14 protein-coding genes are annotated in these 14,160 nt (G+C 66.4%); 10 read left to right on the top strand and 4 right to left on the bottom strand.

Annotated features, from left to right (window positions below; all coding sequences use genetic code 11):
• The first annotated feature begins 129 nt into the window (after positions 1 to 129).
• Positions 130 to 1,095, top strand: a complete 966-nt coding sequence (locus tag QQL87_RS20805; protein ID WP_284418281.1) for an NAD(P)-dependent oxidoreductase — start codon at positions 130 to 132, stop codon at positions 1,093 to 1,095.
• A gap of 6 nt (positions 1,096 to 1,101) precedes the next feature.
• Here QQL87_RS20805 and QQL87_RS20800 read toward each other — a convergent pair whose 3' ends face one another.
• The 3 genes from QQL87_RS20800 to QQL87_RS20790 all read right to left on the bottom strand — a co-directional run bounded on the left by QQL87_RS20800 (position 1,102) and on the right by QQL87_RS20790 (position 4,076).
• Entirely contained in the window at positions 1,102 to 2,412 is a 1,311-nt protein-coding gene (locus QQL87_RS20800) for a tetratricopeptide repeat protein (protein WP_284418280.1), read from the bottom strand.
• 1 nt (position 2,413) lies between these two features.
• Entirely contained in the window at positions 2,414 to 3,424 is a 1,011-nt protein-coding gene (locus QQL87_RS20795) for an aldo/keto reductase (RefSeq protein WP_284418279.1), read from the bottom strand.
• Between the two features lie 229 nt (positions 3,425 to 3,653).
• A complete protein-coding gene (locus tag QQL87_RS20790) occupies positions 3,654 to 4,076 on the bottom strand; it encodes a PaaI family thioesterase (protein ID WP_284418278.1) in 423 nt (140 codons plus the stop codon).
• 80 nt (positions 4,077 to 4,156) lie between these two features.
• Here QQL87_RS20790 and QQL87_RS20785 point away from each other — a divergent pair, with 80 nt between their 5' ends.
• Positions 4,157 to 4,786, top strand: coding sequence for an NUDIX hydrolase (locus QQL87_RS20785; protein WP_284418277.1), 630 nt, complete (start codon positions 4,157 to 4,159; stop codon positions 4,784 to 4,786).
• A 25-nt stretch (positions 4,787 to 4,811) separates the two neighbouring features.
• Complete coding sequence (locus QQL87_RS20780) at positions 4,812 to 5,993, top strand: hypothetical protein (protein WP_284418412.1); 1,182 nt, start codon at positions 4,812 to 4,814, stop codon at positions 5,991 to 5,993.
• A gap of 209 nt (positions 5,994 to 6,202) precedes the next feature.
• Here the strand turns inward: QQL87_RS20780 and QQL87_RS20775 are convergent, their stop codons facing one another.
• Positions 6,203 to 6,505: a hypothetical protein gene (locus tag QQL87_RS20775; protein ID WP_284418276.1), complete on the bottom strand. Its 303-nt coding sequence runs from the start codon at positions 6,503 to 6,505 to the stop codon at positions 6,203 to 6,205.
• Between the two features lie 190 nt (positions 6,506 to 6,695).
• Between QQL87_RS20775 and QQL87_RS20770 the strand changes: the two genes are divergently transcribed.
• The 7 genes from QQL87_RS20770 (at position 6,696) to QQL87_RS20740 (ending at position 14,133) form a co-directional block, all read left to right on the top strand.
• Positions 6,696 to 7,172 carry a hypothetical protein gene (locus QQL87_RS20770; RefSeq protein ID WP_284418275.1) on the top strand — a complete coding sequence of 159 codons (477 nt, stop codon included), beginning with the start codon at positions 6,696 to 6,698 and terminating at the stop codon, positions 7,170 to 7,172.
• A gap of 234 nt (positions 7,173 to 7,406) precedes the next feature.
• Entirely contained in the window at positions 7,407 to 8,369 is a 963-nt protein-coding gene (locus tag QQL87_RS20765; protein ID WP_284418274.1) for a TAXI family TRAP transporter solute-binding subunit, read from the top strand.
• A 160-nt stretch (positions 8,370 to 8,529) separates the two neighbouring features.
• The gene (locus QQL87_RS20760; RefSeq protein ID WP_284418411.1) at positions 8,530 to 10,623 is read left to right on the top strand and encodes a TRAP transporter permease; all 2,094 of its coding nucleotides are present in this window, start codon (positions 8,530 to 8,532) and stop codon (positions 10,621 to 10,623) included.
• Positions 10,620 to 10,994, top strand: coding sequence for a DUF1850 domain-containing protein (locus tag QQL87_RS20755; protein ID WP_284418273.1), 375 nt, complete (start codon positions 10,620 to 10,622; stop codon positions 10,992 to 10,994). Before QQL87_RS20760 ends, QQL87_RS20755 begins: the two co-directional genes overlap by 4 nt.
• A 22-nt stretch (positions 10,995 to 11,016) precedes the next feature.
• The gene (locus QQL87_RS20750) at positions 11,017 to 11,817 is read left to right on the top strand and encodes an SDR family NAD(P)-dependent oxidoreductase (RefSeq protein WP_284418272.1); all 801 of its coding nucleotides are present in this window, start codon (positions 11,017 to 11,019) and stop codon (positions 11,815 to 11,817) included.
• A gap of 70 nt (positions 11,818 to 11,887) precedes the next feature.
• The gene (locus QQL87_RS20745; RefSeq protein ID WP_284418270.1) at positions 11,888 to 12,655 is read left to right on the top strand and encodes a tetratricopeptide repeat protein; all 768 of its coding nucleotides are present in this window, start codon (positions 11,888 to 11,890) and stop codon (positions 12,653 to 12,655) included.
• Positions 12,656 to 12,756: 101 nt separating this feature from the next.
• A complete protein-coding gene (locus tag QQL87_RS20740; protein ID WP_284418269.1) occupies positions 12,757 to 14,133 on the top strand; it encodes a tetratricopeptide repeat protein in 1,377 nt (458 codons plus the stop codon).
• The last annotated feature ends 27 nt before the right edge of the window (positions 14,134 to 14,160 follow it).

Below are 14,160 nucleotides of genomic sequence, written 5' to 3'. Positions count from 1 at the left end.
GCAATCCAGGGCGGCAGCCGTGACTTTGGATTGCTTCGTCGCGGAGCCTGTCATCGGGCCGCGCTTTGCGCGGACCCGTTGGCTCCTCGCAATGACGGAGACCGTGATCAGTAGGACGAGGAGACGACAATGACCACGACGCATTCGCTCGGCTGGATCGGCATGGGGCGCATGGGCTATCCGATGGCCGAGCGCCTGCTCAAGGCCGGGCACAAGGTGTCGATCTATAATCGCACCCGCGCCAAAGCGGAGCCGCTGGCGGCCAAGGGCGGCATCATCGTCGATCATCCGAGCGATCTCGCCGCGTGCGACATCGTGTTCTCGATGGTGTCGACCGGCAAGGATCTCGAGCAGGTCTATTTCGGCAACAACGGCCTGGTCGCGTCGAGCCTCGGGCCGCGTCCGAAGATCCTGGTCGACTGCTCCTCGATCGGCGTCGAGCAGTCGGAGGCGATCGCCGCCAAGCTGAAGCGGCTCGACTGCGAGTTCGTGCGCGCGCCGGTGTCGGGCAACGGCAAATGCGTCAAGGCCGGCAAGCTGTCGTCGGTCGTCTCCGGGCCCAAGGCGTCGTTCGAGCTCATCGCGCCGTATCTCGCCAAGATCGCCGTCTCGGGCGTGTCCTATGTCGGTGAGGGCGAGCTCGCGCGCATCTGCAAGATCGCGCACAACGTGTTCCTCGGCGTCGTCATCCAGAACCTCGCCGAGATCACCATCCTGGCGCAGAAGGCCGGCGTGCCGCGGCATGCCTTCCTGAACTTCATGAATGCCAGCGTGATGGGCTCGACCTTTACGAAGTACAAGAGCAATGCTCTGGTCAATCTCGACTGGACCACGACCTTCACGCCGCCGCTGCTGCGCAAGGATCTCGATCTCGGCCTGTCGGCGGCGCGCCAGCTCGACGTTGCGATGCCGGTGACGGCAGCGACGCGCGAGGCGCTGCAGGCCCATGTCGGCGCCGCCTCGCTGCAGGCCGATCCCGCCGCCTACCTGGAAAAGGATTTTGCCGCGCTGCTCGAGACCGTGGCGCTGGCCGCCGGCCTCAAGCTGCAGCCGGAGAACGTGCCGATGCCGACCGGGCTGGAGACGGAGGGATAGCCTCCGTCATCCAACCGTCAGCGCCCGCCAGCGCGTGTCGCGGGCGGAGGGGCGGCGGTGCAGGCGGGCATCCAGCAGGTCGCGCGCCTGCGCGAGCGAGCCGCTCCGGATCAGGGACAGGATGTAGGTATCCTCGATCACCTCGCGCTGGGCATGGCTGCCGCCGAGGCGAGCCATCTCTGCCTGCACCGGCGCGAGTTGTTCGGCGCAGATCCGGTAGCTCTCATTGTAGAACGCCTGGAACGCCCGATAGAGCCGCGGCAGCAGTGAGCTGGCCGGCGAGCCGCTGTCCGACGAGGCCTTGAACGTGCGAAGCCGCTGGTTCACGGCAACGTCGTCCTCGGTCACGGCTGAGATCATCGCCCGGTGCATCTCGACGAAGGGAAGCCGTGAGGTCGGAAATCCCGTTCTCGCGTAGGCGTCAATCTCCTTCCATGACTCCCATGCGATCGGATGCTGTTCGAGGCTCAGGCGCCAGAGCAGAGACGCGCAGTCCGAGAGCGTGTTGAGTGGCGGCGCAGCCGCCACGGCCGGGCTCAGGACATCGAGATGGATCGCGATGGCGCGTGCCGCGTCGCCCTTGTCCAGCGCGCCGAGTGCCTGGTGCCAGCGGATGTGACCATGCAGCATCCCGGTGCGGTCGTAGTCGCCGATCCACCCCTCGACCAGCGCATCGGCTTCGTCGACCGCGCCGTCCTCGAACATCGCGTGCAGCAGCGCATGCACGGCATAGGCGTTGTGCCGGCGCAGCGCGAAGCTGCGCTCGGTGACGGCGCGGCCCTTGGCGAGCTCGCCGGCTTCGGTCAGCGCCCAGCCATGGTTCGACATGAACCACCAGTCCTCGCCATAGGCGCCGGCAAAGCGGTCGCAGAGATCGCGGCGCGCGGCGTCGTGATCGGCGCGGCCGGAGAAGGCCAGCAGGCCGAAGGCGCCGAGCGGAAGCGCCATGACCATGGCGTCGCGCGGCCAGCTCGCCAGATGTGTCAGCGTAGAGGTCAGTGCGTCCGCGCCGCGGCCCTCGATGGCGAGCGAGAGCGTCGCGACATGGCTCTGCTCGCGCGCGGTGCCGCGCTTGGCGACGAGGTCGCGGGCCCGCGCGATGGTCTGCAGCGCCGCCTCGCGCTGCATGTAGATGGCATGGATGCGGGCGCGGGCGGCATGCGCCAGCGCAAACTCCGGATCGAGCATGATGGCGCGCTCGAACGCCGCGGCGGCGCCGGGCCAGAACGCGAGCAAGAGATCGATGCCCTCGCGATAGGCTGCGGCGGCCTCGGCCGAGGCGGTCGACAGCGGCAGGCCGTAGCGATCCTCCTCCATGTCAGCCCACCCGCGGCCTGCGGCCTTCGATCGGGTAGGCCGGGTCATTGTAGCCGGGAGTGGAGGCGTGTCCGGTGACGACCAGCCGGTCGATCAGCGCCTCGTCGTCAGCGGCAAAGGGATAGTCCAGCGCATGGATATAATCGTCCCACTGCGCCTCGGTGCGGGGACCGGCGATGACCGAGCTGATGAAGGCCGAGTTCAGCACCCAGGCCACCGCGAACTGGCCGGGCGCAAATCCCTTGGTTTCCGCGTGACGCTTGATCTCCTGCGCCAGCTTCAACGACTCCGGCCGCCACTCGGTCTGCATCATCCGTGTGTCGTTGCGGCCGGCGCGCGTCTCCTTGTCGGGCGGTGCATCGGAGCTGTATTTGGCGGTCAGCACACCGCGTGCCAGCGGGCTGTAGGGCACGACGCCGAGGCCGTAATAGCCGCAGGCCGGCAGATGCTCGACCTCGGGCATCCGGTTCATCGCGTTGTAATAGGGCTGGCTGACCACGGGACGGTCGATGCCCATCCCGTCGCAGAGATTGCAGATCTCGGCGACGCGCCAGGCGCGGTAGTTGGAGACGCCGAAATAGCGGATCTTGCCGGCGCGCAGGAGGTCGCCGATCGCGCGCACGGTCTCTTCCAGCGGCGTCGCATGATCCTCCTTGTGAAGGTAGTAGATGTCGATGTGGCCGGTGCCGAGCCGTTTCAGGCTTTCGTCGGCGGCCTGCAGCACCCAGCGCCGCGACAGGCCGGCGCGGTTGGGATCCTCGCCCATCGGATTGGCGAGCTTGGTCGCGACGATCCAGCGGTCGCGCTCCCCGGCGATCGCGCGGCCCACCACCTCTTCCGAGGCGCCCTTGTTGTAGGCGTCCGCCGTGTCGATGAAATTGATGCCCGCGTCGCGTGCCTTGGCGATGATGCGCCCCGACGTGGCTTCGTCGGTCGGGCCGCCGAACATCATCGTGCCCAGGCAGATCGGCGACACTTTCAGGCCGGAGCGGCCGAGCTGGCGATATTGCATTCGTGCCTCATTTCAACCACCACCACCCGCAGGTGGGGTGGGTACGATAGCTCTCTCAGCGCGTCATTGCGAGCGCAGCGACGTGTCCGCCGAAGCCCGCAGGGCGAAGGCGGAAGCAATCCAGGGCCGGGTCGGGACTCTGGATTGCTTCGTCGCGGAGCCTGTCATCGGGCCGCGCTTTGCGCGGACCCGTTGGCTCCTCGCAATGACGGCTTCAACAGTAGGACCCTCACTCGCTCTTCAAGATCTTGAACACGCCCGAGGCCATCGCGATCACGCGGGTCCCGGCCGTCACCTCGGTGGTGATGAACACCAGGCTGCGGGTGATCCGCACCACATGCGGCCGCGACACCAGCATCTCGCCGATCTTGCCCGCCTCGACGAAATGCGTGTCGAATTGGATGGTCGCCATGTGCTCCTTGCCGGCGGCAAAGCGGGCGGTCATGCCACAGCTGCGGTCGGCCAAGGTCATGATCACGCCGCCCTGGACCAGGCCGCGGCGATTGTGATGCTTGTCCTCGGTCTGAATCGCGTATTCGTGGACGCCATCGACCACCCGCTGCCACAGCGGGCCGATCAGATGCAGGAAGCCCGAGGTGTCGACGATCTCCCAGCCGTCGGACTTCATTCTCGCCGCGGCTGACTTCGTCATGTGTGCGATCCTTCAAAGGCGGTGCCGCACGCCGGCACATGGCCGTTTCATCCGTCGTAGGGCTGGTGTAGTCAAGCTGCATGCCCATGCCGTTCGACGATGCCACAAGGCGGAAAATCGAAAGCTGCTGCGCCGGCTTCGTGCGCCTCGATGCGGCGGCGCCGATGTTGTCGCTGAAACGCGCGGCGGTGGTCATCGCGCTGGCCCCGCAGCCTCACACCGATGCAACGGCGCTGCTGCTGACCCTGCGTGCGGCGAGCCTGCGCAGCCACGGCGGCCAATGGGCGCTGCCGGGGGGACGCTGCGATGCCGCCGAGACCCCCGTCGAGGCTGCCCTGCGCGAGCTGGCGGAAGAGCTCGGGCTCGTCCTCGCGCCGGACGCCGTGCTTGGCCAGCTCGACGATTACCCGACACGGTCCGGCTATCTGATTACCCCCATCATCGTCTGGGCGGCCAATGGCCGCACGCTCCGGCCGAATCCGGACGAAGTCGCCTCGGTGCACAGGATCGGCCTCGATGTCATCATGGCGGATGAGGCGTTCGACTTCACCGTCATCCCTGAAAGTGCGCGGCGCGTGATTCGCTTTCATGCCCGCGAGGGCCTCATCCACGCGCCCACCGCCGCCCTGATCTATCAGTTCCGCGAGGTGCTGGCCGGCCGCGACACCCGCGTCCACGACCTGGAACAGCCGGTGTTTGCCTGGAAGTAGCCGCCGTTTCGGCTACAAGGGCGGCATGCTGCATCAGCCGATTCGCATGCTTGCCCTGATTCTCGCCTGCGCTGTCGCGGGCGCATCGCCATTGCTGGCCGGGGAACCCGGCGCGGCCGCGGCCCCGCGCGACGCCTTGGCCCAGATGGCCTCGCCGGCGGCGATCGCGGAGTACCAGCGCCGGCTCGCCGAGTATCAGCAGGCCCGCGCCGAGTTCGACCAGGAGGCGGGCGCCTATTGGAAGGCGATCTCCGACAAGCGCCGGGTGCGCAATGCCAAGCGCCGCGACCGCCAGCCGATCGGGCTCGACGACTACGTGCTGGAGCAGCCGCCGGTCTATAACGGGCCGAAGCGGCCGGTGAATCCCGAGCCGGAGCCCGAAGGCGAGCCGCGCGAGCGCAAATACATTCCGGTGGTCGCCGATCTGCTCAAGGCGGCGCAGGAGCATTTCCAATGGTCGCCGCAGCGCCCCGCCAACGACATCGATTTCAAGCGCGCCTATGCCCGGTTCGCCGCCGCCGCGGGGTTGACGCGCGAGCAGGCGGTGCGCGTCTATGCGTTCGAGACCGGCGGCAACGGCCGCCACGACTCGCAATCGGGCTTCAAGGGCAATCGCGCGATCTCGACGGCGATCGGCTACAATCAGCTCCTGACCACCAACAGCGTCGAACTGCTGGCAGAGCAGGGCCCGCTGTTCATCCGGCTGCTCGGCGAGCGGGTGGCGCAGACGTCAGGGCCGGCGCGCGGCGCGATGGAGCACAAGCTCGCGGTGCTGAAGAAAATGGTCGCGATCGCGCGCTCGGTGCCGGACGACTGGTCGGCGCATGAGAAGATCGGCAACACGCAGCAGGGCTGGGCCATGCATGCGATGGTGCTCGACATCGACGTCGGGCCGATGCTGCAGACCCACAAGCTGCTCACCTCGGTGCTGTTCGCACGCACCAAGGGCTACACGCGGCCGCTGTCGGCCGCCGAGCTCGAGATGATGAACCTGACCGGCGACGGCACCGGCTTCGACATGGTGACGATGCCGCTCGAGATGCGCGACCAGGTGCCGACCGCCAACTTCTTCCAGCGCGGCGGCTACGAGCGCAATCCCGTCGCCGTGCGCCACAACACCGTGGCGAAGCTGCTCGCGGTCACCGATGCCAGGATGGATTCGCTGAGCAGCCTGCCCGGCGCCAAGGAGCTGGCGGCGGCGTTCTGAGGTGTTCGACAGGCACGATCCCGGCCGCACATTCAACTGTCGTCCCGGGCAAGCCCTGGCGTCGCATCGCGACGCGAGGGCGCTGACCCGGGACCCATAGCCACAAGCCGTCGTGATGACGGAGATCGTAGCTCCAGCAAGTTCGAAAATCGAGGACGGTGGTTATGGGTCCCTGCTTTCGCAGGGACGACACCGTCGACGTAGCGAGATCAATCATCGGCGCCGAACGAGAAGCTGCCGTCGCCCTCGAGATAGGGGCCCGTCCGGATATAGAGCTGGCCGTTCTGGCCGACGAAGAACAGCGTGCCTTTCGGGACCTTCTTGGCGCCCTTCAGCAGCATGTCGGCGTTCTTGGTGCCCATCTTGTAGGCGAGCGTCTTGCCGTCCTTGCCGTAGGCGTAGCCGGTGTCGGGCTTCAGCTCCCACGGCTCCGGTGGGGCGGCCTGCGTCACGCTGGTCAGCGCACACAGCGTTCCGACGGCAATGCAAATCTTCAGAAGCGGCCTCTTCATGTCCTCCTCCACCCATTCACCGAGGTCTGGCATCGGCGACTTGAACAAATCGCGAACGCTGTCCTGACGTCAACCTTGTCCAGTCGCAGCGTCCCGTGAACGTTTCCGGATTTTCCATTCCCGATCTCGCGATTATCGTGCAGCGTGGTCTAGAAACATAGGTCAATAAATCACTTTGGGGATGATTCGGATGAGCCTCGTCACGAAGATCGGTTGGGTTGCGGCGTTGTCGCTGGTGACGTTGGCATCCGCCCGGGCCGACGACTTCAAGCTGTCCAACAACCAGCGCATTGCCTGCAGCCGCGGTCTCTCCGCCGGCAAGCTCAACACAGCCGTCTGCAAGTCCTACGCCTACCTCTTCAACGTCAAGACCTCCGAATATTTCCGCTGCCAGGTCTCGCTGTCGCTGACCCGGGACAACAAGGAGGTCATCAACGTCCAGACCGACGGCGGCTGCACCAGGAAGCCGCGGGTGTTCGATACCGATTCGAAATACGAGTTCGATGCCACCGAGACCGAGCCGGCGAACACCAATTCCTTCTTCGGCAATGGCGGCTACTCGATCTGGGTGGCGGACACGACCCAGCAGAAGGTGCGTGGCTGCATCACGATCTCCTCCGGGCTTGGCTCGGACATCTCCAAATGCCTCGACATGACCTTCCAATGAGCTGGGAGGATGTATCGGCCCGTCGTCGTCGGGAGGAATGATCATCTGCCGATGAAGCCCTGGCAGCCGTCAATGCAGAGTTGAAGCTCGGGCCTGCCGGTTCCGGTCGCGTCACTCGGCCGGACAAAGCCGGCTTGGCCGCCTTTCCTCGTGGTCTTTCTTGGCCGTCTTTCGGATGGGTTGACCCCGCGCCCGCATCCGTCCAATTTGCCGGCAAAATCAATGGGAGGACCCATGCGTTTCTCGAAATTCTTTGGCACTGCAACCGGTTTGGTTCTGGCCGCCGGCTGCCTGCTCGCGGCTCCCGCGGCGCAGGCGCAAAGCTTCATCAACGTGCTGACCGGCGGCACCTCGGGCGTCTATTACCCGCTCGGCGTCGCGATCGGGAAGATCTACGGCGACAAGATCCCGAACGTGAAGACCCAGGTGCAGGCGACCAAGGCCTCGGTCGAGAACCTGATCCTGCTGCAGCAGGGCCGTGGCGAGCTCGCCTTCGCGCTCGGCGACTCCCTCAAATCGGCCTGGAACGGCGAGGAAGAGGCCGGCTTCAAGACCAAGCTCGACAAGCTGCGCACGCTCGGCGCGATCTATCCGAACTACATCCAGATCGTCGCGACCGCCGAGTCCGGCATCAAGACGCTGGCGGACCTGAAGGGCAAGAGCCTGTCGGTCGGCGCGCCGAAGTCCGGCACCGAGCTGAACTCGCGGGCGATCCTCGCGGCCGCCGGCATGAGCTACAAGGACCTCGGCAAGGTGGAGTATCTGCCGTTCGCCGAATCCGTCGACCTGATGAAGAACCGCCAACTCGGCGCCACCTTGCAATCGGCCGGCCTCGGCGTCGCCTCGCTGAAGGATCTGTCGACCTCGTCGCCGATCACGGTGGTGTCGGTGCCGAAGGAGGTGGTCGACAAGATCGGCCCTCCCTTCGTAGCGGCGACCATCCCGGCCAACACCTATACCGGCCAGGACAAGGACGTGCCGACCGCGGCCGTGATCAACTACCTCGTCACCAGCTCGGCGGTGTCAGACGATCTCGCCTACCAGATGACCAAGCTGATCTTCGACTCGCTGCCGGAGCTCGCCAATGCGCACGCGGCCGGCAAGGAGATCAAGCTGGAGACGGCGGCGCAGGACAGTCCGGTGCCGCTGCATCCGGGCGCCATCCGCTACTACAAGGAAAAGGGCGTCATCAAGTAGGGGCGCTGCCTGCCTCGCTCGGATCGCGGGGTTGATCATTCGCCATCGGCTGCGCGGGAGACTCTCCCGCGCGGTCTTATCGTTTCAGGTGGTTGCGGGCATCGTCGGCAGCGCCTGATGGGGCTGCGCTGGGGGGAACATGACGATCGAAGCCGTGAACATGGAAACGCCTGTGAAGGTCGAGTTCGACAATTTCGAGCACGGCTTTCCCGAAGGCTTCGGTCCCGGCCGCTGGGGCTATCTCGCCTACGGCATCGGTCTCGCCTTCGCGGTGTTCCAGCTCTATGTCGCGGCATTCAACTATCTGCCGAGCCAGGTCGTGCGCGGCGTCCATGTCGGCTTTCTGCTGCTCCTGACCTTCGGCCTGATCGGCAATTTCACGGCCAAGACCGATGCCGGGCGCATCGCCGGCTGGGCCATCGGTGCCATCGGTTTCCTCTGTGGCCTCTACCAGTGGATCTTCTACGCCGATCTGATCGCGCGTGACGGCGATCCGACCCGCGTCGATCTCGTGGTCGGGACCTTGCTGGCTGTCCTGATCTTCGAGGGCACGCGGCGGCTGATGGGGCTGGCGCTGCCGCTGATGTGCGGCGCCTGCCTGCTGTACTGGTTCTTCGGCCAGTATCTGCCGGCGCCGCTCAATCATCGCGGCTATGATTTCGATCAGGTGATCACGCATCTGTCGTTCGGCACCGAGGGCTTCTACGGCGTGCCGATCTATGTCTCGGCGACCTACATCTTCCTGTTCATCCTGTTCGGCTCGTTCCTCGAACATGCCGGCATGATCCAGCTGTTCACCGACGTCTCGCTCGGCCTGTTCGGCCGTACCCGCGGCGGTCCGGCCAAGGTCGCGGTGTTCGCCTCGGGCATGATGGGCACGATCTCCGGCTCCGGTGTCGCCAACGTCGTCACCGTCGGCCAGTTCACGATTCCGCTGATGATCAGGTTCGGCTACCGCCGCGCCTTCGCCGCCGGCGTCGAGGCCACGGCGTCGATGGGTGGCCAGATCATGCCGCCTGTCATGGGCGCGGTCGCCTTCATCATGGCCGAGACCCTGGGTGTCGATTACTCGGTGATCGTCAAGGCGGCGGTCATTCCAGCCATCCTCTATTTCGCCTCTGCCTTCTGGATGGTGCATCTGGAGGCCGGCAAGCACGGCCTGACCGGCATGAAGCCGTCGGAAATCCCGAGCGCCTGGAAGGCGCTGGTCGCGCGCTGGTACCTCGTCCTGCCGCTCGCCGCGCTGGTCTACATGCTGTTCGAAGGCTTCACGCCGCTCTATGCGGGATCGATGGGCCTCGCGCTCACGGTGGCCTTGATCCTGGGCACCTCGATCACGATGGGTTTCTCGAACCAGGTGTTGCGCTACGTGTTCTGGATCGGGCTGGCGCTCGTCGTCGGCGCGCTGTCGCGCAACGGGCTGCAGATCGTGCCCGTCGCCTCGGTCGTGGTCGCGCTCGTCGTCGTCACCGGCTTCGTGCGCGGCGGCATGGCGACCTTGCATGCGTGCCGCGACTCGCTCGCCGAAAGCGCGAAGTCGGCGCTCACCGTCGGCATGGCCTGCGCCATCGTCGGCGTGATCATCGGCATGATGACGCAGACCGGCGTCGGCTCGATCTTCGGCAGCTGGGTGATTGGCCTCGGCAAGACCAGCCTGTTCGCGGCGCTGATCATGACGATGCTGCTGTCGATCCTGCTCGGCACGGGCATTCCGACCATCCCGACCTACATCATCACCGCGGCGCTCGCGGCCCCCGCGCTCGCCAAGCTCGGCGTACCCTTGATCGCGAGCCACATGTTCGCGTTCTACTACGGCATCATGGCCGACCTCTCGCCGCCGGTGGCGCTGGCCGCATTGGCCGCAGCCCCGATCGCCAAGGAGAACCCCGACAAGATCGGCTGGGAGGCGATGCGCATTGCGCTCGCCGGCTACGTCATTCCCTTCATCTTCGTTTACTCGCCGGCGCTGATGCTGCAGACGGGCGACCCGATGGAGGCGCAGCTCGGCTTCTATGGCGCGGTCGCCTATGCGACCGTCAAGGCCCTGATCTCGATCGCGCTGTTCGGCATGGTCGCGATCGGCTTCCTGTTCACGCGCATGACTGTGATCGAGCGCCTGCTGTCCTTTGCCGCCTCGGTCTGCCTGCTCGGCGAATTTCCCTATAGCGACGTGCTCGGCTTCGCGCTGGCGGTGGCGATCGTGGCGTGGCAATGGCGGCAGCGGCCGCCGGCTGCGGTGGTGGCGTCAGCTTGAGCCTCTGTCTCGCTTCCGCCGGTGTCGTGAAGGCGCTGACGCTGGCCGGCTTCACCTTGGCCTGGACGCATTCGGTCGAGAAGACGGCGTGGCAGGAGGACTGGCGCGTGACCGCGGACGGGCTTCAGCTCGTTGCGGCGCGCGTCAAGGGTTCGGGCGCCGGCATGGAGCCGCCGCCGGAGGCGCGGCTGGTCGACGGCTGGTTCCAGTGGCAGGTGCAGCGCGAGCCGCTGTCGCGGATCGTGCTCGGCAACTCCGGCGCCGCCGGTGAATGGCGGATCTGTGCGGATGGGCAATGCCGGACGCTGTCGGAGATCTTCGGTCACGACATCGGCGCCACGACAATCATGATGAGCGCCTGCGACGAATAGCGAACAACAACGGGAGGACGCGATGGATCGGCTCAAGGGCAAGGTGGCGCTGGTGGTCGGCGCCGGCTCGATCGGACCGGGCTGGGGCAATGGCAAGGCCACCGCGGTGACCTTCGCGCGGCAGGGTGCCAAGGTGTTCTGCGTCGATCGCAACAAGGAGGCGGCGGCGGAGACGGCGGCGATCATCACCAGTGAGGGCGGCCAGGCCGAGGCGTACACCGCCGACGTTTCGAAGGCGGTTGAGGTCGAGGCGATGGTCAAGGCCTGTCTCACGGCCTATGGCCGCATCGACGTGCTCGACAACAATGTCGGCATTGCCGAGATGGGCAGCGTTGTCGATGTCGAGGAAGCCGAATGGGACCGCGTCTTCGCAGTCAACCTCAAGAGCGCCTACCTCGCGATGAAGCACGTCGTTCCCGTGATGATCGGGCAGGGCGGCGGCTCGATCATCAACATTTCCTCGGTGGCCTCGATCCGCCAGGTCGGCATCTCCTATGTCAGCTACGGCGCCAGCAAGGCGGCGATGAACCAGATGACGCGCACGACCGCGGTCGAATTCGCGCCCAGGCACGTCCGCGTCAATGCGATTCTGCCCGGCTTGATGAAGACGCCGATGGTCGCGCATTCCGCGGGGCTGGCTGCGAGCTACGCCAAGGGCGACGTGGAGGAGATGTGGAGGAAGCGCGACGCGCAGGTGCCGATGGGGCACATGGGCGACGCCTTCGACGTCGCCAATGCCGCGCTGTTCCTCGCCTCCGACGAATCGAAATATGTCACCGGCATCACGCTGGTGGTCGATGGCGGGCTCACCTGCCGCAGCTAGGCCGAGCCGATTGCATCGCGGCGCCCGCTGGGTCATACCCGGAGAGGCGCGATTTGAGCAGGACCTGACGATGCAGCCATGCCGCTTCGGAGCGGTCATCCTGGCCCTGATGGCCGCCTCGCAGCTCCTGCCGGCGGCGGCGCGTGCTGTCGTCGCGGCCGAGCCGGGCAAGGCGCCGGTGGTGGACGCGGCCGCCTGCATGACGGCCTCCGAGGCCGGTGATGGCGACAAGGTGCTCACCGAATGCGGAGCGCTGATCGACAATCCCAAGGCTGCGCGGACCGATCGCATCAATGCGCTGATCGCACGCGCCTCGATCTACATCACCAAAGGCGACGCCGATCGCGCCATCGCCGACTACGACGTCGCGCTGCAGCTCGACCCGACGCTCGCCGACATCCTCAACGCGCGCGGCGAGCTGTATCGAAAGAAGGGCAACAGGCCAAAGGCGCTGGCCGATTTCGCCGCGGCGCTCCGGCTCAATCCGGATCATGCCAGCGCCCGCAGCAACTATCATGCGCTTGCCGTCGAGCTCGAGCGGCTCGGCGCGCAGATGGCCGTCGCCGGCCGGCCGAGCTTCAACTGTGCCGCCGCGCGGCACGCCGTCGAGAAGGCGATCTGCGCTGATCCCGAGCTCGCCAATCTCGATCGCGAGATCGACGGCTCGCAGGCCCGGGTCGTTCGCGAGGCGGCAGGGCCAGCCGCCGCACGCGCGTTGCAGCGCGAGCAGGAGGCTTTCATCGCCCGCCGCAATGCCGCGTTCGGCCGTGCCGGCTACGACCTCAAGAAGGCGATGCAGGATCGGCTGCGGCGGCTGAACGGCTCCGACGGCTATTGACCATCAGCTCGGCGGCTTGAACCCGGTTCCGGCCGGGGGCGACAACGGAGGGAGATCCTGCGTCCCCTCAACCTGCCCTGTCGAACCCTCGAGCCACGACGATGCATGCTCACGTCAACGCACCCCGCCGATCCGCCTACGCGCTCTGCCTCGCGGCCAGCCTTGTCCTCGGCCTCGGAGCCTGGCCCGCCCTCGCCGAGGGGACCGAATGTGCTTTCGGCAGCAAGGCGGGACCGGCCGAGCTGATCGCGGCCTGCACCTCCGTCATCGACCAGACGGCAAGCGCGCCGAAGGAGCAATCCACCGCGCTGGTCGCGCGCGCCGACGCCCGTGCCCGCACGATGGGAGGCATGACCCAGGCGCTGAAGGATCTCGACCGAGCCATCGCGCTCGACGGCAAGAATGCGCGCGCCTACCGGCTGCGTGGCGATCTCCTGCGCGAGGCGGGCGGCGACGCCGGCAAGGCTACCGCCGATCTCAGCATGGCGCTCTCGCTCGATCCCAGCGATGCCGAAGCCTATGAGCTGCGCGGCGTGGTCTACACCGAGCAGCGCCGGCTGGACCGTGCGCTTGCCGACTATGACCAGGCCATCCGGCTGAAGCCGGACTACGCCCAGGCCTATGCCGACCGCGGCGTCGCGTTCTATCTGCGCGGCGACAACGAGAAGGCGGTACAGGACTACAATGAGGCGATCCGGCTCGATTCCGATCGTCCCCGCACCTTCACCAACCGCGCCGCCGCCTACAAGAAGCTGGGCCAGATGGACAAGGCGCTGGCCGACGATCACGAAGCGATCCGGCGCGATCCGAAGGTGCCGGAATATTTCGACAATCGTGGCCTCACCTATGCCGCGCTCGGCGACTACGACAAGGCGATCGCCGATTATGACCAGGCCATCAAGCTGCAGCCGAAGCCGAACTTCCTGACCAATCGCGGTGATTCCTATCAGTTCAAGAACGAGCTGGGCTCGGCCTTGAGCGACTACGACGCGGCGTTGCGGCTCGATCCGAACTTTGCGCTCGCCTACAACAACCGTGCCGTGCTGTTCAAGAAGATGGGCGAGCGTGCCAAGGCGCTGGCCGACTACGAAGCTGCCTTGCGTCTCGACCCCGGCAACGACAATGCCGCCGCTGGCCGCAAGGTCATGCTGGCGGAGATCAGGAGGTTCGGCGCCGAGCCGCCACGTCCGTTGAATGCGCCGTCGGAGCGCAGCGGCCCGTCGTTCGATTGTGCCACGGCGGTGCGTGAAGTGGAGAAGGTCATCTGCGCCGATCCGCAGCTCTCGGTGCTGGATCTCGGCATTTCCGAAAGCTACGCGCGGCTCCTGAAGTCCTCTCGCGGCCGCCCCGCCGCCGAGCTGCGCGGCACGCAGCGCGACTTCATCGCCGAGCGCAATGCCCGGTTCGGCAAGCCCGGCTACGACCTTCGTCTAGCCCTGCAGCGCCGCCTGGATGCGCTGCGCGCCGCAGCCCCTTGATCCGGCCGGGAAAATGACCGTGACCCC

It is taken from the genome of Bradyrhizobium sp. SSBR45G, assembly GCF_030159255.1.
Classification (GTDB): domain Bacteria; phylum Pseudomonadota; class Alphaproteobacteria; order Rhizobiales; family Xanthobacteraceae; genus Bradyrhizobium.
Note: the sequence above shows the minus strand (reverse complement) of the source record. Positions and strands in the feature narration are given on the sequence as shown.

Coding starts and splice junctions, on each gene's coding strand:
- QQL87_RS20760 (WP_284418411.1), top strand. CDS start 8,530: ATGGAAACGCCTGTGAAGGTCGAGTTCGACAATTTCGAGCACGGCTTT.
- QQL87_RS20750 (WP_284418272.1), top strand. CDS start 11,017: ATGGATCGGCTCAAGGGCAAGGTGGCGCTGGTGGTCGGCGCCGGCTCG.
- QQL87_RS20800 (WP_284418280.1), bottom strand. CDS start 2,412: ATGGAGGAGGATCGCTACGGCCTGCCGCTGTCGACCGCCTCGGCCGAG.
- QQL87_RS20765 (WP_284418274.1), top strand. CDS start 7,407: ATGCGTTTCTCGAAATTCTTTGGCACTGCAACCGGTTTGGTTCTGGCC.
- QQL87_RS20785 (WP_284418277.1), top strand. CDS start 4,157: ATGCCCATGCCGTTCGACGATGCCACAAGGCGGAAAATCGAAAGCTGC.
- QQL87_RS20740 (WP_284418269.1), top strand. CDS start 12,757: ATGCATGCTCACGTCAACGCACCCCGCCGATCCGCCTACGCGCTCTGC.
- QQL87_RS20770 (WP_284418275.1), top strand. CDS start 6,696: ATGAGCCTCGTCACGAAGATCGGTTGGGTTGCGGCGTTGTCGCTGGTG.
- QQL87_RS20775 (WP_284418276.1), bottom strand. CDS start 6,505: ATGAAGAGGCCGCTTCTGAAGATTTGCATTGCCGTCGGAACGCTGTGT.
- QQL87_RS20790 (WP_284418278.1), bottom strand. CDS start 4,076: ATGACGAAGTCAGCCGCGGCGAGAATGAAGTCCGACGGCTGGGAGATC.
- QQL87_RS20795 (WP_284418279.1), bottom strand. CDS start 3,424: ATGCAATATCGCCAGCTCGGCCGCTCCGGCCTGAAAGTGTCGCCGATC.
- QQL87_RS20780 (WP_284418412.1), top strand. CDS start 4,812: ATGCTGCATCAGCCGATTCGCATGCTTGCCCTGATTCTCGCCTGCGCT.
- QQL87_RS20805 (WP_284418281.1), top strand. CDS start 130: ATGACCACGACGCATTCGCTCGGCTGGATCGGCATGGGGCGCATGGGC.
- QQL87_RS20745 (WP_284418270.1), top strand. CDS start 11,888: ATGCAGCCATGCCGCTTCGGAGCGGTCATCCTGGCCCTGATGGCCGCC.